The following is a 17,963-nucleotide window of genomic DNA, read 5'->3' as shown; positions in this document are numbered from 1 at the left end:
ATAATTTCATTTACCTCGGCGCGCAACACTTAGTTTATGATTGTACTTCAACTTCTTTCAACTGACACCGCTTATTAAAGAACGTTTTATACCCAAGCTGTAAGAAGATAATAACAGAGAAAGCTGTACTTCCAGAAATGCCAAGTATAATCGCAATTTGATATTGGATAGCTGTAAATGGTGATACACCGGATAAAATTTGTCCTGTCATCATGCCGGGAAGACTTATAATTCCCATTCCGACCATAGAATTAATTGTTGGTAAAATAGCAGAATCGAAAGCATCCCGAATGAGCGGAGCAGCTGCTTCTTTCGGTGTTGCGCCGAGCATAAGTGCACCTTCGATATGATCTCTTTGTGATTTCATACTGCTTAAAAAGGTATTTGCCCCGAGGCAAATACCTGTCATAGCGTTACCGATTAGCATGCCGGCAATAGGAACGATATATTGCGGAGCATACCAAGGATCGTGCCCGATAATGACAAAGATAAATAGTAGAAGAGGGCCGATTGATCCAGCAATCATGGAGAGGGCGGCTACTCGTTTTAATTCTTTTGACATTGGAATATTAATTCGTTTATAAATATTAAAAATTGCAAATGTAGTAATAGAAGTAATGAGAGCTATTGTATAAAACGGATTACTATTTTCAAATATGTATGTAAGAACATAGGCGACTAGTACAAGTTGAATCGTCATACGTAATGTAGCAATTGTAATTTGTTTCTCACGTGGTATTCCTTTTAATTTCACAAGCCCGATTAAAATAAGGATGAAAATATATGCAGCTGCAAGTTGCCAAATTTGTAATTCAATAACGCCCTTCAATTGATAGCACTTCCTTTCTAGTTGCACCGTTTGTTTTACTAATTTCAATAATATCGTCTGCAATTTCTTCCGGAAGTTGCTGTGAGTGTGTAATGAAGATAACTGTTTTTTTCTTTTCTCTTGCTAGTAGAGTGAATTGTTTCATAACGCGGCGTTCTGTATCACCATCTAGTGCCGAAGTTGGTTCATCTAATAAATAGACGGGCGGATCCATTAGTATAATGCGAGCGAAAGCAAGTCTTTGTTTTTCGCCACCTGATAAAGAAGAGGCGTTATCTTCTAATTTTTTATCTAGACTAACAGTCGTTAATGCGTCCCGCAGGGCATCGTCATTTGGAAATGGCTTTTCAGAAAATCGAAGTCCCATTAATAAATTATCTTTAATTGTTCCATCAAAAATAGGCGGAGTTTGTCCGAGCATGACAACTTCACGGCGTAATTGAATGGGAGGATAATCTAAAATAGATTTTCCGTTATATTCAATTGTGCCAGATGTTGGCGATTGTAAATCGTTTAACATACGAAGTAATGTGCTTTTTCCGCTACCACTTTCACCGATAATACAAGTTATTTTTTCTTGTTGAATTTGTAAGTAAGGAATGTGTAGAATATCTTTATATTTGATGTCTTTTAATATAAACATAAATTGCTCCTTTCTAAATAGACGTGAAAAGGCTGACTACATAGTAGACAGCCCTTAAAGTATTAACCCTTATGATATTTGTACATCCAAAGAAGACCGGATTTTAATAATCTCGGTACACGCCCCATTAATGGTTGGTTTGCTAGTAAACCAAATCCGTGTTTTTTACCGAGAGAACCGAGGACACCTTTTAATTTAATAACAGGAAGTTCATCAGGAAGTGGTTCGTTATTCCAACGTTTTAATAATATTTGGACAATTTGTTCTCCTTGACCTTCAGCAAGTTGAGCAGATGGTGCGTGTGGAAGTGCTGCACAATCTCCTACAACATAAACGTGCTCGTTATTCGGAATATTGTGATATTTAGTTAAAACAACCCGTCCGCTACCATCTTGTTCAACTGGAAGGTTTCGAACAACTTCATTTGCTTGAATACCAGCTGTCCATACGATTGCATCACATTCAAGTGGTTCATCATGGTTGTATACAATGTTTGGTTCCACTTTTGTAATGTTAGAGTTTCGTATAATGGTAACTTTATGTTTTACAAACCATTCTTCTACGTATCTACTTAATTTCTCTGGATACGGGAATAAAATTCTATCTTTTCGATCAAATAAATAGATTTTTAAATCTGAACGGCTCTCACGAAGTTCACTTGCCACTTCAACGCCGCTTAAACCAGCCCCAACGACAGCTACTGTTGCATTTGGTTCTAAGCTATTTAATTGTTCATATGTCTTACGTGTTTGTTCAATTGATTGTAGGCTATGTGTATATTCCTGCGCCCCAGGAACGTTGTGATATTTATCTTCGCACCCAAGTCCGATAATTAAATCATCATATGGGATTGCTTCGCCGCCATCGAGATGAACAGCCTTTTCTTCGAGATCAATATTTGTTATTGTGCCGTATTGAATATTGAGGCGTGGGTGTTCAGGAAACGGTATACGAATATGCGTTTCTGAAATTGTACCCGCAACTAATGCATAATATTCAGTTTTGAAGCAATGATATGGTACTTTGTCGATTAATGTCACTTGTACATCATTTGGAAGTTGATTGCTTGGAAGTAGCCGCTGCAGAATTCTCATTCCACCGTAGCCCCCACCCAGTATTACGAGGTGTTTCATGATGGATTACCCCTTTTCTGTTGAAATATCCCCTAATCATACAATTTTATATTAATAAAATATTTTGACTTTACACAATCAAATTATATCGAATTTGTGAACAAATAACAATGCATGAATGAATACTCTGTTGTACAATAAGAAGAAAAGTAAAGTAAACTGTTTTCATTTTCTAGTTACTATTTACTATTTCATTATGAGTAGTATGTTATATAAGGAAGACTATCTATTGTGAAGTGAAATAGTGAAGTAACTAAATAGTTTAGAATATATAACGAAAACAACAAGAAACAGCTTAGTTTTCTTCTTATAAATAAAGTGGAATGGTAACAAAGGGTTACTTATCCGTTTCGCAAATTAGGTATGCATTTCATGCCTGCTAAAGTAAATGGTAATTTGTTTAGAGATACAGGGGGGAGAGTTTTGATTAAACCATTAATCGAATTTTGTGTAGGTAACCTTGCAAGCGGTTCGCAAGCGGCTTTAGAAAAATTAGAAAAAGATCCTAATTTAGATGTCATGGAATATGGGTGTTTAGGGTATTGTGGCATTTGTTTTGAAGGTCCATTTGCACTTGTAAATGGTGAAGTTGTACAAGGTGCAACAGTAGAAGAACTTGTAAATAATGTATATGATTATATGGATGAAAATCCAATGTTTTAAAGCGTTGCAAACAGGCAACGTTTTTCTTTTTTCATTTATTAGGAGTGTTTATTTCGAAAAAAAAGGCCCTTTTAGAAGGGCTTTTTTCTTACGCGATTTGTGTAAGAACGGCTTATTGCCAAAATACTGTCAAATATGAGAAAGGGGGGACATTCATATTGTGTTCTAAAAGCATGCATTTTATACTTGAAATAATAAATTATTTTTGGAGTGAATAAAAATGAGCCAATTTTCTTTTACAAAAATGCATGGTCTTGGAAATAGTTATATATATGTAAATATGTTTGAGGAACAAATTAGAGAAGAAGATTTAGCACTTGTAGCGGAAAAGGTTTCAAATATTAATACTGGTATTGGTGCAGATGGAATGATTTTAATTTGTCCTTCTGACGTGGCACCAGTAAAAATGCGCATGTTTAATAATGATGGTTCAGAAGGAAAGAGCTGTGGAAATGGTTTACGCTGCGTAGCGAAATATGCGTATGAGCATAAACTAGTAGAAGGTAAAGTTTTCACAATTGAAACGTTAGCTGGTATTGTTACGGCAGAAGTAACGGTAGAAGATGACAAAGTTACATTAGCGAAAATCGACATGGGGGCACCTCGTTTAACACGTGAAGAGATACCGATGCTTGGTGAAGGAGAAACACCATTTATTCGTGAAAACTTCTTATACAATAATCACCGTTATGCATTTACAGCTGTTTCAATGGGGAATCCGCACGCGGTTATTTTTGTTGATGATGTAGAAAAAGCGCCCCTTACAACGTTAGGACCAGTTCTTGAGACGCATGAAATGTTCCCAGAGCGAGTGAATGTTGAATTCATCGAGATTTTGAATGATGAAGAGATGAATTTCCGCGTTTGGGAACGTGGATCTGGTGTAACACAAGCTTGTGGGACAGGAGCATGCGCAGCTGTCGTTGCGGCAATTCTAAATGGAAAAATGGAACACGATAAAGAAATTACAGTTCACTTAGCAGGCGGCGACTTAATGATCGCATGGACAGAAGAAGGAAATGTATTAATGAAAGGACCTGCGGAAATAATTTGCCGCGGAGTGTATGAGTACAAGATAGAAGCGTAAAGATGTATAATAGAATGAGAACAGAAAGGATGGTGTATTTCATGATTGAAGTAACAGAACAAGCAGCTTTTCAAATTAAAGATATGTTAAAAGATGCTGAAGATGGAGAGAAGTACGTGCGCCTTGCTGTACATGGCGGCGGATGTAGTGGTCTTTCTTACGGCTTAGGATTTGAAGTAGAACCAAAGGAAGACGACACAGTTCTTGAGTTTTTCGGTGTTGAATTTGTTATCGATAAAGAAAGTGCTCCGATTGTTAAAGGAGTGAAAGTTGACTATAAGCAATCTATGCTTGGCGGCGGATTCACAATTGACAATCCAAACGCAATTGCATCATGTGGATGCGGATCATCTTTCCGTACATCGTCGAATGCTGGTAAGCCGGAAGAGTGCTAAGTTTTTTCATTCCGTTATGCTAAATGGAAATTGAATGGGTAGGTTGCATATAAAGACCTTCTTAGCGATGAAATCAAATCGTTAGAAGGTCTTTTCTTTTGCCTTTAAAAAGAAAAAGAGCAGGACAAAGATAGTGAATATATGCAAGAAGAAGGCTAAAGAGGATACATGAAGGGGAAGGCCAATTTCTAGAGTGAAGAAATAATTATATTTGAACGGTTGTACATACGGATTTTTACTATCTTACAAAAGTGTAATGTTCATGTCATGTTTTTGAATTTCTTCTTTAAAGCTTAGGCTTTAAGATAACAATATAAGAAAAACACATGAGGTGAAGGAAATGAAAAGATATATTGCACTTTTTAGTATTTTAGTTGTATTCGCAAGTTTGTTAGTTGGCTGTGATTTAAACCGTATGGGTAAAGATGAGTACTACGTTCAAATTACTACTGATGGAATCGAAAAGAATGAAAAAGCTGATAATGGTCAGCCGCACAAATCATTCGAGTATAAGTTACCTGCATTTGATAAAGAAGGTAAAGAAAAAGAGTTAGAATTTACAGCTGTAAAAAATCTTCGTAAAGAAGCATTCTTGCGTGTATTCCACTCAGATGAAAAAGGTGTAACTGCTTGGGAAGAAGTGAAAAAGGACGAGCTGCCTGCGAAAGTGAAAGAAAAATTAGGTGTGAAATAAGACAGATGGAAAAGGAATTGACGAACAGGGTCAATTCCTTTTTTCGTTCTCAAAATCCTCTTCTGAAATGACTATAAATCCATGTCTTTTAAATAAAGCCGTTGTGACCCCGTAACCGATTTGTTTATTGCCATTAAATTCTCCTGTGTAAATAGTAGAACTACCACAAGATGGACTGCGTTCTTTTAAAATAATATATTCTGGGTTTAAACCTTTTATTTGTTCTAATGCTTTATAAGCACCAAGCACGAAAGCCTCCGTGACATCTTGGCCTTCTTTCGTTATCACTTTTGCTGTCCCGTCTAAAACGTCATCACCATTACCACCAATAATTTCAGCCGAAGGACGAGGTGTAGGTAAACCGCCCAATACTTCGGGGCAAACGAGGGTGGTGTCTTCCCTTTGTAATAACTCTTCTATTTTTGAAACGAGATTATCGTTGCCGTCATAACGACAAGCAATGCCACCTAAACAAGCGCTAATTACAATCATATTTTCATCTCCAATAAAGTGAAAATTTAATCAGTGGGGGTTTTGTCCATCACCCACTGATTATTAGTTGAACCAATCGGGCTTTTACGGACAGTTATCTCCCACCTAACTTCCTCGCATTCGCCGAATATGGAGGTGGGAGTCTTACTGCCCGTTAATGCGGGATAAAAAAATATTAAATATCACGCCAATTGCTCTTCCTGACTCTTACCTATAAATGAGGTGATAAAAATGGGAAGCTTATATAATTTAATGAAATCATATAGTGAATTTCGAAGTAAAGAAGAGTTTAATGTATATCAAAAACAAGTTTTGAAGTGCTATCGATTTCAATTGAATAAAACGGATTCTATCATTATTCATTTTTTAGGAAAGTATGCGGTGAATGAGAAACAAAAAACAGTGGGGGTTGCTTGTCCGTTAATGGAGACAATTGCTACAAATGTTGGAAAGAGTATGCGTACAGTACGCCGCTCAATTGCAAAGCTAGAGGAACTAGGAATTATAAAGCGTGTTGCGACAAAAGAAAGATATAAGCGCGGCGGATATAGTGCAAACTTATATGTATTTCTTAAATCTGCGATTGACCGCATGGATGACCGTATGAAGATGTCCGCATGTGAAAGTGATGATCGTGCAGATGGCTGTAGTGGAAATGAGCAAAAAAATGAGGGGGAAACAATTCTTTCTAAAAACATTCCACAAATAAAAGAGAAAAGAAAAGTAACGTACGAGCTTGATGAAACGTATTGTCGTCACGATATACCGAAGCCTTTTATATACGCGCTCATACCGATGACGAGTAATCCGAAGAAGATTAATATATTTTGGAGTAAGGTGGAACTTGCTTATAAAAAGAGCGGATTACTAGAACAAGGTGCTGTATTAGAGGGAATATTAGCTGATGAAGAAGTGCGTGGAAATTTAATTTGGAGGGTGAAAAGTGTTGTGAGAGCGTATAAGTACGGAGAAATTCGTAAAGATGTTGGAGCACTGTTGTATAGTACGATGCGAGATTTATTTTTAGAAATTGGATTAGAGTGGGGAGCGGCATTAAGGAGAAGTAAGGGAATACCGTTATTCGATCCATTTAAAAAAGAGTCATGCGTATAATACATGACTCTAAGTAGCTAATCGAACTTTCTTACAACTGGAACACGAATTGCTACAAATAGTACAAAGACGATAACAGCGATTGCACCGCTTTTCATAACCGTTACAATTGGAATGCCGATCCCAAGTGCAAGCGATGTAAATGCGTAAGAGAGCGGAATGAATCCCATCGATGAAAGCATGAGTAAACTCATAACGCGTCCCATCATCTCTTCTTTTACTGTTGATTGAATCATTGCCATAAGTGGAACGATAGCCATCGCAATTGTAATACCGTAAAACATTCCGGCTAATAATGCTTGCCAAAGTACGGTGCTAAAGTTAATGGCTAGGAAGAATATACCAGACAGTAGCATCATGATAATACAAAATAGACCACGTCTGCGGTTAATGTTTTTTAATCCGACAATGACAGCTCCTATCGCCATCCCGCCGCCAACAGACGCTTCTAAGTAACTAAACTGAAGTGAATCACCGTGCAGAACGTTTTTGACGAAGAGCGGGAAGCCTACTTGCATTGGGCCGATTAAAAATAAGTTTAAAAAGGCGCTACATATAAGGAAAGTTGAAAGGAATGGTGATTCCTTTACATATAAGATTCCTTCTTTAATAGAAGTGAACATGCCTTTATCTGCTTCATTTTTTTCGGGTATTGTAAATTGTATTTTTTGAACGAGTATGGCAGCAATAATAAGTAGCAGGATTGTAATTGAAAAAATCGTTTCATAGTTCGTAAATTTAATGAGAATACCGCCAAGTACAGGTCCTAAAATGACAGATGCTTGGTTTGTCATTTGAGTAAGTGAATTTGCTTGTGTTAAACGGCTTTTTTCTACGAGTTCAGGCAGAATAGATCCATCGGCTGACCAGAAGAAAGCGTCAGCAAGTCCGAAGAACAAAGCGAACAAGGCAAATGTATATAGTGTTACATCACCGACGATGAACCAGGTGAGAATGGTTGCGACAAGAATAGCGCGAATAATATTAGAATAAAACATAATGTTTTTTTTCGGGAATTTATCAGCTAATGCTCCGCCGATAATCATAAAGATGAGCCTTGGAACACTAAGAGCCACGAAAACAATACCGAGTGAAGCCTCAAGGTTTAATGTTTTTGCTATGTACCATGTTTGTGAAAAAGTAAAAAAGGCTAAAGCAAAACTTGAAAAGAGAGTAGCTGCCCAAAGAAAAAGGAAGTTCGTATTTTTTAATAACGGTTTTCCGCTTCCTTCTAAAGCAGATTTATTTTGTTGTAGTTCCTCCATATTGCTTCCTTTCTATGTACCGATTTTAGACTAAAAAACCTATTAACGATCGTTTTATCCCGCGTTAACGGGCAGTAAAACTCCCACCTCAAAATTTGGCTCGAGCAAAGAAGTTAGGTGGGAGACCAACTGCCCGTAAACGCCCGATTGGTGAGGGCTAATACTCAGTGGGGGATGAACAAAACCCCCACTGAGTATAGTTTCACTTTATACAGTTTCTAATAGTTCTATACTGCACTTTCTCATTGTAGACAATAATAATGAATTTGCACAGTGGCTATTTCACGACAAAAAAAGAAGATACCAAGGGCATCTTCTTTTTTATGTTTTAGGCTAATGCAATATAAATATCCACTTGTACGTTAGTTGGATCTACTGCATTTTCGTCATAAAGCTCAAAATCTGTTGTAAAAGCACGCTTGTTTTCTTTCGACCATTGCCAAATATATTCCCAAGTTTCACAAATGACTTCAGAAACAGGACCTTTTCTCGTTGTAAATACCGCATACGTTGCGGCAGGTAATGTTAAAGTTGTCATATTTTCAGGAACATCTTCTAATGAAGAAACAGGCATGCCGATAGTAAATTGATATGTACCAGTTTCATCCGATTCGTAGTTTGAGTAGAAAGCGAATGTTTCTTTTGTTTGTTGATTTGGAATTTGGTGCATAATTTGTTCTTGGAAGTAGCGATTCCAAAGCATTGGAATCCTTCCTTCAGTCGATGCTTCTTTTTCGTTTGTAGTTGTAATAGAAACACCGATTGCTTGGAAAGCTCCTTTTTTTACGATAATAGGTTCTTTCATTAATAAAACCTCCCTTTATTAAAAGAAACGTACGTTCTGTTTTTATTGTAACATATTTTGGAAGTAAGTAGTGTTTTTTATCAAATTGGAATGTATTTTAGTTAGGAAAAGAAGAGGGTATGAAAAGAACTCCTCTCATCTAAAAGGAGTTCTTTTTATTTCTATATTAAAACATACTTGAGCTATGCATTGGTTGAAGTTTTGCGTTTGGATCGAAGTAAGCTTTTGCATTGTTTACTGCTGTCGGTGCTTCACCAAAGCCACAAGCAATGAGTTTTACTTTTCCTTCATATGTACAAATGTCACCAGCAGCGTAAATGCCAGGAATATTTGTTTCCATTTTTGAATTCACGAGGATGCTGTTCTTTTGAATATCTAAGCCCCAGTTTTTAATTGGACCAAGCGAAGAAACGAAGCCGTAGTTTACGATTACGTCATCAACATCAAGGATAACTTTTTCTTCTGTTTTTACGTGCTGAAGAACAACTTGTTCAATCGTGTCATCACCGATGAGTTCAACTGGAACATACGGTGTGCTTACTTCTGCACGGGAATTCATTAAGCTTTCTACGCTATGTTCATGTGCACGGAATTTATCACGGCGATGAACAATTGTAACTTTGTCCGCAATCGGTTCTAACATCATTGTCCAGTCTACTGCTGAGTCACCGCCGCCAAATACTACGACGCGTTTTCCAGCAAATTTATTCATATCATCAACGAAATAATGTAAGTTTTTCTTTTCGTATTTTGCTGTGCCTTCTAATTCTAAGCGGCGTGGTTGGAAAGCACCATTGCCAGCAGTAATAATGACAGATTTAGAGTAGTGAGTTTGTTTATTTGTAACAAGTTTAAATATACCGTCAGCTTGTTTTTCAAGCGTATCAACAGCTTCTTCTAAGCAAACAGTTGGATCGAACTTTTTCATTTGTTCTTTTAGGTTATCAACTAACTCTTGTGCGCGCACTTTTGGGAACCCAGCTACATCATAAATATATTTTTCGGGATATAGTGCGGATAATTGCCCTCCAAGTTGAGGTAAGCTTTCAATAATTTTTACACTTGCTTGTCTCATTCCGCCATAAAATGCGGTGAATAGTCCTGTTGGGCCACCACCAATAATCGTTATGTCGTAAACTTTTTGATTTTCTGTCATTTTCATTCCCCCTATAGATGATGGAATTTTAATATTGATTTCATATATTGTTCATATGTACATGAAAATCCTGCAAATGATGACACATTCAAATAAATGATAGCATATTTCAGTTAATAATACTTCTGAAAACGACTGAATAATAAGTAAGTTTGCGCATAGATGTTTTAGAATCGTATAAAATATAGCGAAAGGAAAATACATGAAAAAAAGGCTGAAAAACCCTTGAAAACGCTATGTTATTTTAAAATATCGATAATTCTCTAGGTGCTTGAATTATGGAATGAAACCGACTAATATAGGGAAGTATTATGTTAAATTTCTATGACAAATTTCGTACGATTTTTTGACTGCGTTTTGTTATGATATAGAATGTGATAAATTCCACATTCTTGACAAATAGAGTTTTTAGTACTTGGTATTATTTTTTATTACTATTATATAAAGAAAAGGGTTGTGATTTAGTGAAGACTCCAAAAATCGTAGTTTTAGGTGCAGGTTATGGCGGGATGATTACGACTGTTCGTCTGCAAAAAACATTATCTGTAAGTGAAGCTGAAATTACGTTAGTAAACAACAATAGCTATCACTACCAAGCAACTTGGTTACATGAGAGTGCAGCTGGTACATTACAAGATGATAAAATCTGTCTAGATATTCAAGACGTTATCGATACAAATAAAGTGAATTTTGTACAAGATACAGTAGTAGAGATTAAAGCTGCTGAAAAACGTATTATCTTAAAAAATGGTGAATTAGAGTATGATTACTTAGTAATCGGTCTTGGTTTCGAATCAGAAACGTTCGGAATTAAAGGGTTAAAAGAGCATGCATTCTCAATCACTAACATTAATGCAACTCGTCAAATTCGTGAGCATATGGAAGAAAAGTTCGCTCAATATGCGACTGAAAAACGTGATGAGTTAGTAACAATCGTTGTTGGTGGTGCTGGATTTACTGGTATCGAGTACGTAGGTGAGCTTGCAAACCGTATTCCTGAACTTTGCAAAGAGTACGATGTTCCACGTGAAAAAGCACGTATCATCTGTGTAGAAGCTGCTCCAACAGCACTTCCTGGTTTCGATCCAGCATTAGTAGAGTACGCTGTAAAACAACTTGAGAAAAAAGGTGTAGAATTCCGCATCGGTACAGCAATTAAGGAAGCAACTGAAGAAGGTATTATCGTTGCAAACGGTGATGATGCTGAACTTCTTAAATCTGAAACTGTAGTTTGGGCTGCAGGTGTTCGTGGTAACGGTATTGTGGAAGAGTCTGGATTTGAAGCAATGCGCGGACGTATTAAAGTGGATGAGTACATGCACGCTCCGGGTCATGAAGATGTATTCATGGTTGGTGACGCAGCGTTAATCATCAATGAGGAGATTAACCGTCCATACCCACCAACAGCACAGATTGCAATTCAAGAAGGTTATAACATTGCACACAATTTAACTGTGTTAGTTCGCGGTAAAGGTGAAATGAAAAAGTTCGCATTTGATAATAAAGGATCTGTATGTTCATTAGGTCATGACGATGCAATGGGCGTTGTTATGGGTAAAAAGTTAACAGGTTGGAAAGCTTCATTCATGAAGAAAGTAATCGACAACCGTTACTTATTCTTACTAGGCGGACCTTTATTAGTTCTTAAAAAAGGTAAATTGAAGTTCTTTTAATATATAGTAGAAAAAGCAGAAACGGCTATGAGCTGTTTCTGCTTTTTTCGTATTGAAAATATAGTATAATATATAAAAAAGAAAGAATATTCTGTTCGTTTGATGGAGGAGGTTATATCATGGGGAAGCGAGGGAAAGTGTGGTTAGCTGTCAGTGGCTTAGTAGCTACAAAAGATGGGAGATGGCTATTCGTTAAGAAAAAATACGGTGGATTGAAAGGGCAATGGTCTTTACCTGCTGGTTTTGTTAATGAAGGTGAGACTGTTGATGAAGCTGTGAAACGTGAAATTTTGGAAGAAACAGGAATTGTTGCTCATGTAAAGGGGATTATTGGTATTCGCTCAGGTGTTATTCATAATGAAATTAGTGATAATATGATTATTTTTCTTCTAGAGCCAGAGGGAGAAGACATTATCGTACAGGAGAAAGAATTGTCGGAAGTAGCTTTTTTACATCCAGAAAATATTGCAGATGATCAAAATACTTCTGTACTCATCAAATATTTATTAGAAGGAAGAGCAGAGTCGCATTTTGAAATGGACAAAACATTAAATCCAGGAGAGCAATTTGGTTATACGGCTTATCATGTGTTTACGGCGTATGCGAAGGAGAGGGAGAAGAAGTGAGTATACCGGTACTACTTATTTCAATGATGTTGTTCTTTATTTTATTTTTTGGAATTGGATTTTTACTCAACATGATTTTGCGAGCTACGTGGGTAATGGTTATTGTGTATCCGATTATTTGTATGCTTATTATTAATAAAGCGAGTGTATGGGACTATTTTTCAAAGCCAAAAGAAACATTTTCTTTATTTGGGACGAGTGTATCGCATTTAGGACACGCAGATGTGTTTATTCTATCTACTGGATTAGTAGGTGCTGCTTTAGCAGGAATTATAATTAAAAAACTTCGGAAAAGTGGATATCAAATGTTTTAATCTCCAATCAATTTGGAGATTATTTTTTTGCATATTCCTTCATCGTATAGGGAATGATTAACGATGAAGGAGTGTGGAATATAAAAATGTTAAAACGATATTGTATTCGCATTATGATGACTTGTTTACTTGCATTCGCATTATGCGTAACATGGCAGGCTTTCACAGGAGTTTCTTTATTAGAGATTATAAAATCATATGAAGGAACAAGTGTAAAAGAAGTACATGCAGCAGAAATTGAGAAAAAAGTTGCTCCGAGTAAAGAAGTGATAAATGCTTTAGAGCAGGCAAATGACTGGTCTAAATATCGTGTTATAGAAATGACTGCAACTGGTTATACATCAGGTATAGAGTCAACTGGAAAGAGGCCGGGGCATCCAGAGTATGGCATTACATATTCAGGTGTTAAAGCAAAAAGGGATTTATATTCCACAATCGCTGCTGACTTGCGCGTATTCCCGCTTGGGACAATTCTATTCGTGCCAGGTTACGGATATGGTGTTGTAGCTGATAAGGGCGGTGCTATAAAAGGAAATCGTCTCGATTTATATTATGATACGGTGAAAGATGTTTATAGCCAATGGGGTAAGAAAAAAGTAAATGTGTATATAGTGAAAATAGGAAATGGTAAGTTTTCGGAAGAAGAGTTAACAATGTTAAATCAAGACGAAACGATGCAAGTGTTTCGTGGGCAATATTTAAAACAAAGATAGTCTAGTGGTAATAACGCTAGACTTTTTTCTTGTCTTATTTCACCATAGGAGATAGCATCGTTATCCCGCTATTTGCCGGGCAGTAAAACTCCCCCCTCAAAATTCAGCTGGAGCAAAGAAGTTAGGTGGGAGATCAACTCCCCGTAAACGTCCGATTGGTGCGGGCTAATAATCAGTGGGGGATGAACAAAACCCCCACTGATTAAAGTTTCACCTTATATGAAATAACAGAATTTAGAATTGTCGCATTTTATCGAAAATAAAGTTATAATGGACGTAGAGAAATTTAGGGGGTCTGAACATGTTGCAAGTACAAAAAGAATTAGCAAGTCATGAAGCGGTAATTGTTGCCTTATTTGAAGAAGATAAAACGAGTAGCTTTGTACAAGAACTGGATAAAGCGTTTGAAGGACAATTACAAGTTTTATTAGAAGAAAAAGAACTTTCAACTAAGAAGAAAGCCATTTCAAAAGTACATAGCTTAGGAAAAACCAATGTTAAACGTTATTATTTTGTTGGTTTAGGTAAGAAAGAGTCATATACAACAGAAACGTTACGTGCAGCTCTTAGTAAAGCTTTTAAATCGTTACAATCAGCAAAAGTAAAAGACGCAGCAATCTTACTTGATTCTTTCGTAACAGAGAAATTAGATGCGATTGATGTAGCTCATATTGCAACGGAAGTATATTGCCTTGGTACATACGGATTACAAACATATAAAACGGATGAAAAAGAAAGAGTAGAGTTAGAAAAACTGATTGCTATTACAGCAGAAGATGCACAAGAAATTGAAGCAGCATTAACGGTAGGATACGTACATGGACGTGCAACGAATTCAGCTCGTACGCTTGTAAATATGCCGCCAAACGTATTAACAGCGACAAAGCTTGCTGAGTATGCAGTTGAATTAGCAGAAAAATACGATATGGATTATAAGGTTCTTGAGAAAGAAGAGATGGAAGAGCTTGGTATGGGTGCATTACTTGCAGTAAACCAAGGATCTACTGAACCGCCAAAAATGATCGCTCTTATTTATAAAGGAAAAGAAGAGTGGAAAGATGTAATTGGATTTGTTGGAAAAGGGATTACATATGATACAGGCGGTTATTCTTTAAAACCACGTGAAGGCATGGTTGGTATGAAAGGTGATATGGGCGGCGCTGCAGCTGTTCTTGGCGCGATGGAAATCATCGGTGAACTTCGCCCTGAGCAAAATGTAATTGCTGTTATTCCATCAACTGACAACGTTGTAAGTGGTACAGCATTTAAGCCAGATGACGTTATTACATCTATGAGCGGAAAAACAATTGAAGTATTAAATACAGATGCAGAAGGTCGCCTAGCGTTAGCTGACGGTATTACGTATGCGAAGAAACTTGGTGCAAATTACTTAGTTGATGTTGCAACATTAACAGGCGGTGTAATTGTTGCACTTGGAAATCATACAACAGGCGCGATGACAAATAATGAAGAATTGTTTGAACAAGTGTTAGAGGCTTCTATGGAAACGGATGAGCCAATTTGGCAATTGCCGATTTTTGAACGTGATAAAGAACGTGTCAAAAACAGTAAATTTGCTGATTTAAATAACTCACCAGGCCGTGAAGGACATGCGGTTATGGCTGGGACATTCCTTGGTGAATTTGCAGAAGAAACACCATGGGTACATTTAGACATCGCTGGAACATCTGAAACAACAGGTGCACATGATTTAGGACCATCTGGAGCAACAGGTGCAATGGTGCGTACACTTGCAACACTTGTTGAGCGTTTCGGAGAAGAATAAAGAATGAAAAAAAACTGTCTGGAAAGGTCATTACATACTGAACCTTTCCGGAACAGCTTTTTTTATTTTATAGGTATTCTATAAAGAAATCGTATATAACGTCCCATTTAAAGCGAATGAAGTACGCCCTGTTTCCTCAGAGACAACTAATATAAGTGAATCGTTTTTCTCTGATAAGCCAATCGCAGCCCTGTGACGTGTTCCTAGCTCAGGATTGATTTCTGTACTTTTTGTTAATGGAAGAATATTAGCTGCTGAGACAATATGATTATTTTTAATGAGAACGGCTCCGTCATGAAGAGGGTTCCCTGGATAAAAGATCGATTCAAGTAGTGGCGCGGTTAAGTGTGCGTTTAATGTTGTTCCAGTTTGAATGAAAGAATCAAGAGCGTCACTTCGTTCCACGATAATAAGAGCACCGTGTTTTCGAGCGCTTAAATGTTGGACAGCTGTAGTGATGAAATGTGAACTTTCCGTATAAGGTGATAAATATGCTTGAATATAATATGTAGCTGCTAACGTCTGTACATTTGTTAACATATGATGAATATCTTCCATTTTACATAAAATACATTCATCTTCTTTATCGATTGCATGCTTCATGTTTGATAATTCTTTTTCAGCAATTTCAATCATCTGCTTTGTTTTTATTTTGAGCTCTTCTGACAAGCCCCATTCTTGCATAATCCTCATTCCCTTTGGTGGAGTATTTAACCATAGTGTATACAAATATTTATAGTAAAATCCTGTTAGATTATAAAAAATATTGAGATGCAGGTTGTTTTTTTCATATAATGAAGGTACGACAGGCGAGAGGAGATGGAAGTATGAATTGGAAACAAAAATTTAGTCGCTGGCTTTCATATGCAGAATTAGACACAGAATTAAAAGAACAGCTAGAAAACATGAAGCAAGATGAGAAGAAAATCGAGGATAGCTTTTATAAAAATCTAGAGTTCGGCACAGGTGGTATGCGTGGTGAACTTGGTGCTGGTACGAACCGTTTAAATGTATATACAGTTCGTAAAGCAACAAAAGGATTAGCTAGGTTTATTGAAAAATTAGGTGAAGAAGCGAAAAAACGTGGTGTTGTTGTCGCGTATGATTCTCGTCATAAATCACCTGAATTCGCAATGGAAGTAGCTGCTACACTTGGTGCGCAAGGTATTACAACATATGTATTTGAAAGCTTGCGTCCAACACCAGTGCTTTCTTTCGCAGTTCGTCATTTACATACAGTAAGTGGAATCGTTCTTACGGCAAGCCATAATCCGCCCGAATATAACGGTTATAAAGTATATGGTGAAGATGGTGGGCAGTTGCCTCCAAAAGAAGCTGATGAGTTAATTAGTTACGTAAATGCAGTAGAAAATGAATTAACAGTTGAAGTTGCTGATGTTGAGCAATTAAAAGCTGACGGTCTATTACATATAATTGGACAAGAAGTAGATGATGCATATGCGGCAGAATTGAACAATGTCATTATTAATAAAGAGATGGTGAAAGAAGTAGGAAAAGATTTGAAAATCGTCTTTACACCATTACATGGAACGTCAAATATTTCGGTACGCCGTGGTTTAGAAGAAGTTGGATTTACAGATGTAACAGTTGTAAAAGAGCAAGAGTTACCAGATCCAAACTTCTCTACAGTAAAATCACCAAACCCAGAAGAGCATGCAGCGTTTGAGTATGCAATTCGCGACGGTGAAAAAGTAGGCGCTGATGTGTTAATCGCAACAGATCCTGATGCAGACCGTCTAGGTGTAGCAGTTCGCAATCATGATGGTGAGTTCCAAGTGTTAACTGGTAACCAAACAGGTGCGTTAATGCTTGATTACTTATTATCACAAAAGAAGGAAAACGGAACGCTTCCAGAAAACGGTGTTGTTTTAAAAACAATCGTAACGTCTGAAATTGGCCGTACAATCGCAAAAGCATACGGTTTAGATACAGTTGATACGTTAACTGGATTTAAATTTATCGGTGAAAAAATTAGACAGTATGAAGAAAGTGGACAATATGAATTCCAATTCGGTTATGAGGAAAGCTATGGTTATTTAATCCGTCCATTCTGCCGTGATAAAGATGCGGTGCAATCAGTCCTATTTGCATGTGAAGTAGCTGCGTACTACAAATCACAAGGTAAAACGTTATATGATGGTCTGTTAGAAGTATTTAAGAAGTATGGGTTCTTCCGTGAGGATCTTGTATCGTTAACGTTAAAAGGAAAAGATGGTGCCGAACAGATTCAAAAGATGATGGCAACATTCCGCGGGAATCCTCCGAAAGAAGTAGCTGGTTTAACAGTCGTTGCAGTTGAGGATTATAAGGAAAGCATCATTACAACGTTACAAGATGGAAATAAGGAAGAGATTCACTTACCGAAATCAAATGTGTTAAAATATCAATTAGAAGATGGTTCTTGGTTCTGCTTACGTCCATCTGGAACAGAGCCGAAAATTAAATTCTACTTTGGTGTACAAGATGATTCCTTACAAAATAGTGAACAAAAGTTACTTACTATTAAAGAAGATATTATGAATCGTTTATAATAGAGTAGAGTGATACTGATAGGA

At 37.0% G+C, this 17,963-nt stretch carries 19 protein-coding genes; 11 read left to right on the top strand and 8 right to left on the bottom strand.

Annotation, left to right across the window (positions count from 1 at the left end; all coding sequences use genetic code 11):
* Positions 1-34: 34 nt before the first annotated feature.
* From MHB76_RS23585 to MHB76_RS23575, 3 genes are all read right to left on the bottom strand, one after another.
* On the bottom strand, positions 35-829 hold the full coding sequence (locus MHB76_RS23585) for an ABC transporter permease (RefSeq protein WP_078173462.1): 795 nt from the start codon (positions 827-829) through the stop codon (positions 35-37).
* Complete coding sequence (locus MHB76_RS23580) at positions 813-1,472, bottom strand: ABC transporter ATP-binding protein (protein WP_002112619.1); 660 nt, start codon at positions 1,470-1,472, stop codon at positions 813-815. Before MHB76_RS23580 ends, MHB76_RS23585 begins: the two co-directional genes overlap by 17 nt.
* A 62-nt stretch (positions 1,473-1,534) precedes the next feature.
* Positions 1,535-2,605 carry an NAD(P)/FAD-dependent oxidoreductase gene (locus MHB76_RS23575; RefSeq protein WP_002112618.1) on the bottom strand — a complete coding sequence of 357 codons (1,071 nt, stop codon included), beginning with the start codon at positions 2,603-2,605 and terminating at the stop codon, positions 1,535-1,537.
* Between the two features lie 423 nt (positions 2,606-3,028).
* Here MHB76_RS23575 and MHB76_RS23570 point away from each other — a divergent pair, with 423 nt between their 5' ends.
* From MHB76_RS23570 to MHB76_RS23555, 4 genes are all read left to right on the top strand, one after another.
* Positions 3,029-3,268: a YuzB family protein gene (locus tag MHB76_RS23570; RefSeq protein WP_002015892.1), complete on the top strand. Its 240-nt coding sequence runs from the start codon at positions 3,029-3,031 to the stop codon at positions 3,266-3,268.
* Between the two features lie 220 nt (positions 3,269-3,488).
* Positions 3,489-4,355, top strand: coding sequence for a diaminopimelate epimerase (gene dapF, locus MHB76_RS23565; RefSeq protein WP_002145090.1), 867 nt, complete (start codon positions 3,489-3,491; stop codon positions 4,353-4,355).
* 41 nt (positions 4,356-4,396) lie between these two features.
* The gene (locus MHB76_RS23560) at positions 4,397-4,750 is read left to right on the top strand and encodes a HesB/IscA family protein (RefSeq protein ID WP_016106515.1); all 354 of its coding nucleotides are present in this window, start codon (positions 4,397-4,399) and stop codon (positions 4,748-4,750) included.
* Between the two features lie 340 nt (positions 4,751-5,090).
* Positions 5,091-5,444, top strand: coding sequence for a YxeA family protein (locus tag MHB76_RS23555; RefSeq protein ID WP_002112615.1), 354 nt, complete (start codon positions 5,091-5,093; stop codon positions 5,442-5,444).
* A 30-nt stretch (positions 5,445-5,474) separates the two neighbouring features.
* Here the strand turns inward: MHB76_RS23555 and MHB76_RS23550 are convergent, their stop codons facing one another.
* Positions 5,475-5,936, bottom strand: a complete 462-nt coding sequence (locus MHB76_RS23550) for a DUF523 domain-containing protein (protein WP_016106513.1) — start codon at positions 5,934-5,936, stop codon at positions 5,475-5,477.
* A 231-nt stretch (positions 5,937-6,167) separates the two neighbouring features.
* On the opposite strand from MHB76_RS23550, the gene MHB76_RS23545 reads away from it, so the two are divergent.
* Entirely contained in the window at positions 6,168-7,049 is an 882-nt protein-coding gene (locus MHB76_RS23545; protein WP_340987832.1) for a helix-turn-helix domain-containing protein, read from the top strand.
* A 17-nt stretch (positions 7,050-7,066) separates the two neighbouring features.
* Here the strand turns inward: MHB76_RS23545 and MHB76_RS23540 are convergent, their stop codons facing one another.
* From MHB76_RS23540 to MHB76_RS23530, 3 genes are all read right to left on the bottom strand, one after another.
* On the bottom strand, positions 7,067-8,314 hold the full coding sequence (locus MHB76_RS23540; RefSeq protein ID WP_340987830.1) for an MFS transporter: 1,248 nt from the start codon (positions 8,312-8,314) through the stop codon (positions 7,067-7,069).
* 328 nt (positions 8,315-8,642) lie between these two features.
* A complete protein-coding gene (locus MHB76_RS23535) occupies positions 8,643-9,119 on the bottom strand; it encodes a GyrI-like domain-containing protein (RefSeq protein WP_016106511.1) in 477 nt (158 codons plus the stop codon).
* Between the two features lie 166 nt (positions 9,120-9,285).
* Positions 9,286-10,275: an NAD(P)/FAD-dependent oxidoreductase gene (locus tag MHB76_RS23530; protein ID WP_002160030.1), complete on the bottom strand. Its 990-nt coding sequence runs from the start codon at positions 10,273-10,275 to the stop codon at positions 9,286-9,288.
* Positions 10,276-10,739: 464 nt separating this feature from the next.
* On the opposite strand from MHB76_RS23530, the gene MHB76_RS23525 reads away from it, so the two are divergent.
* The 5 genes from MHB76_RS23525 to MHB76_RS23505 all read left to right on the top strand — a co-directional run bounded on the left by MHB76_RS23525 (position 10,740) and on the right by MHB76_RS23505 (position 15,387).
* On the top strand, positions 10,740-11,948 hold the full coding sequence (locus MHB76_RS23525) for an NAD(P)/FAD-dependent oxidoreductase (protein ID WP_002112603.1): 1,209 nt from the start codon (positions 10,740-10,742) through the stop codon (positions 11,946-11,948).
* Between the two features lie 119 nt (positions 11,949-12,067).
* Complete coding sequence (locus MHB76_RS23520) at positions 12,068-12,574, top strand: NUDIX hydrolase (protein WP_078181316.1); 507 nt, start codon at positions 12,068-12,070, stop codon at positions 12,572-12,574.
* Positions 12,571-12,888: a YuiB family protein gene (locus tag MHB76_RS23515; protein WP_078173466.1), complete on the top strand. Its 318-nt coding sequence runs from the start codon at positions 12,571-12,573 to the stop codon at positions 12,886-12,888. Before MHB76_RS23520 ends, MHB76_RS23515 begins: the two co-directional genes overlap by 4 nt.
* Before the next feature lie 86 nt (positions 12,889-12,974).
* Positions 12,975-13,601 carry a 3D domain-containing protein gene (locus MHB76_RS23510; protein ID WP_002089307.1) on the top strand — a complete coding sequence of 209 codons (627 nt, stop codon included), beginning with the start codon at positions 12,975-12,977 and terminating at the stop codon, positions 13,599-13,601.
* Between the two features lie 301 nt (positions 13,602-13,902).
* Positions 13,903-15,387 (top strand): leucyl aminopeptidase, encoded by a 1,485-nt coding sequence (locus MHB76_RS23505; protein ID WP_078173467.1) that lies wholly within the window; start codon positions 13,903-13,905, stop codon positions 15,385-15,387.
* Positions 15,388-15,465: 78 nt separating this feature from the next.
* On the opposite strand, the gene cdaS is transcribed toward MHB76_RS23505, so the two are convergent.
* Positions 15,466-16,071 (bottom strand): sporulation-specific diadenylate cyclase CdaS, encoded by a 606-nt coding sequence (gene cdaS / locus MHB76_RS23500; RefSeq protein WP_078173468.1) that lies wholly within the window; start codon positions 16,069-16,071, stop codon positions 15,466-15,468.
* Positions 16,072-16,214: 143 nt separating this feature from the next.
* Here cdaS and MHB76_RS23495 point away from each other — a divergent pair, with 143 nt between their 5' ends.
* Positions 16,215-17,939, top strand: coding sequence for a phospho-sugar mutase (locus tag MHB76_RS23495; protein ID WP_340987826.1), 1,725 nt, complete (start codon positions 16,215-16,217; stop codon positions 17,937-17,939).
* The last annotated feature ends 24 nt before the right edge of the window (positions 17,940-17,963 follow it).

It is taken from the genome of Bacillus sp. FSL M7-1345 (assembly GCF_038006985.1).
Taxonomy (GTDB): Bacteria; Bacillota; Bacilli; order Bacillales; family Bacillaceae_G; genus Bacillus_A; species Bacillus_A cereus_U.
Note: the sequence above shows the minus strand (reverse complement) of the source record. Positions and strands in the feature narration are given on the sequence as shown.

Bases quoted from the DNA above. Each gene is read 5' to 3' on its own strand.
- MHB76_RS23580 (WP_002112619.1), bottom strand. From the start codon at position 1,472: ATGTTTATATTAAAAGACATCAAATATAAAGATATTCTACACATTCCT.
- MHB76_RS23575 (WP_002112618.1), bottom strand. From the start codon at position 2,605: ATGAAACACCTCGTAATACTGGGTGGGGGCTACGGTGGAATGAGAATT.
- dapF (WP_002145090.1), top strand. From the start codon at position 3,489: ATGAGCCAATTTTCTTTTACAAAAATGCATGGTCTTGGAAATAGTTAT.
- MHB76_RS23560 (WP_016106515.1), top strand. From the start codon at position 4,397: ATGATTGAAGTAACAGAACAAGCAGCTTTTCAAATTAAAGATATGTTA.
- MHB76_RS23555 (WP_002112615.1), top strand. From the start codon at position 5,091: ATGAAAAGATATATTGCACTTTTTAGTATTTTAGTTGTATTCGCAAGT.
- MHB76_RS23550 (WP_016106513.1), bottom strand. From the start codon at position 5,936: ATGATTGTAATTAGCGCTTGTTTAGGTGGCATTGCTTGTCGTTATGAC.
- MHB76_RS23545 (WP_340987832.1), top strand. From the start codon at position 6,168: ATGGGAAGCTTATATAATTTAATGAAATCATATAGTGAATTTCGAAGT.
- MHB76_RS23540 (WP_340987830.1), bottom strand. From the start codon at position 8,314: ATGGAGGAACTACAACAAAATAAATCTGCTTTAGAAGGAAGCGGAAAA.
- MHB76_RS23535 (WP_016106511.1), bottom strand. From the start codon at position 9,119: ATGAAAGAACCTATTATCGTAAAAAAAGGAGCTTTCCAAGCAATCGGT.
- MHB76_RS23530 (WP_002160030.1), bottom strand. From the start codon at position 10,275: ATGACAGAAAATCAAAAAGTTTACGACATAACGATTATTGGTGGTGGC.
- MHB76_RS23520 (WP_078181316.1), top strand. From the start codon at position 12,068: ATGGGGAAGCGAGGGAAAGTGTGGTTAGCTGTCAGTGGCTTAGTAGCT.
- MHB76_RS23510 (WP_002089307.1), top strand. From the start codon at position 12,975: ATGTTAAAACGATATTGTATTCGCATTATGATGACTTGTTTACTTGCA.
- MHB76_RS23505 (WP_078173467.1), top strand. From the start codon at position 13,903: ATGTTGCAAGTACAAAAAGAATTAGCAAGTCATGAAGCGGTAATTGTT.
- cdaS (WP_078173468.1), bottom strand. From the start codon at position 16,071: ATGCAAGAATGGGGCTTGTCAGAAGAGCTCAAAATAAAAACAAAGCAG.
- MHB76_RS23495 (WP_340987826.1), top strand. From the start codon at position 16,215: ATGAATTGGAAACAAAAATTTAGTCGCTGGCTTTCATATGCAGAATTA.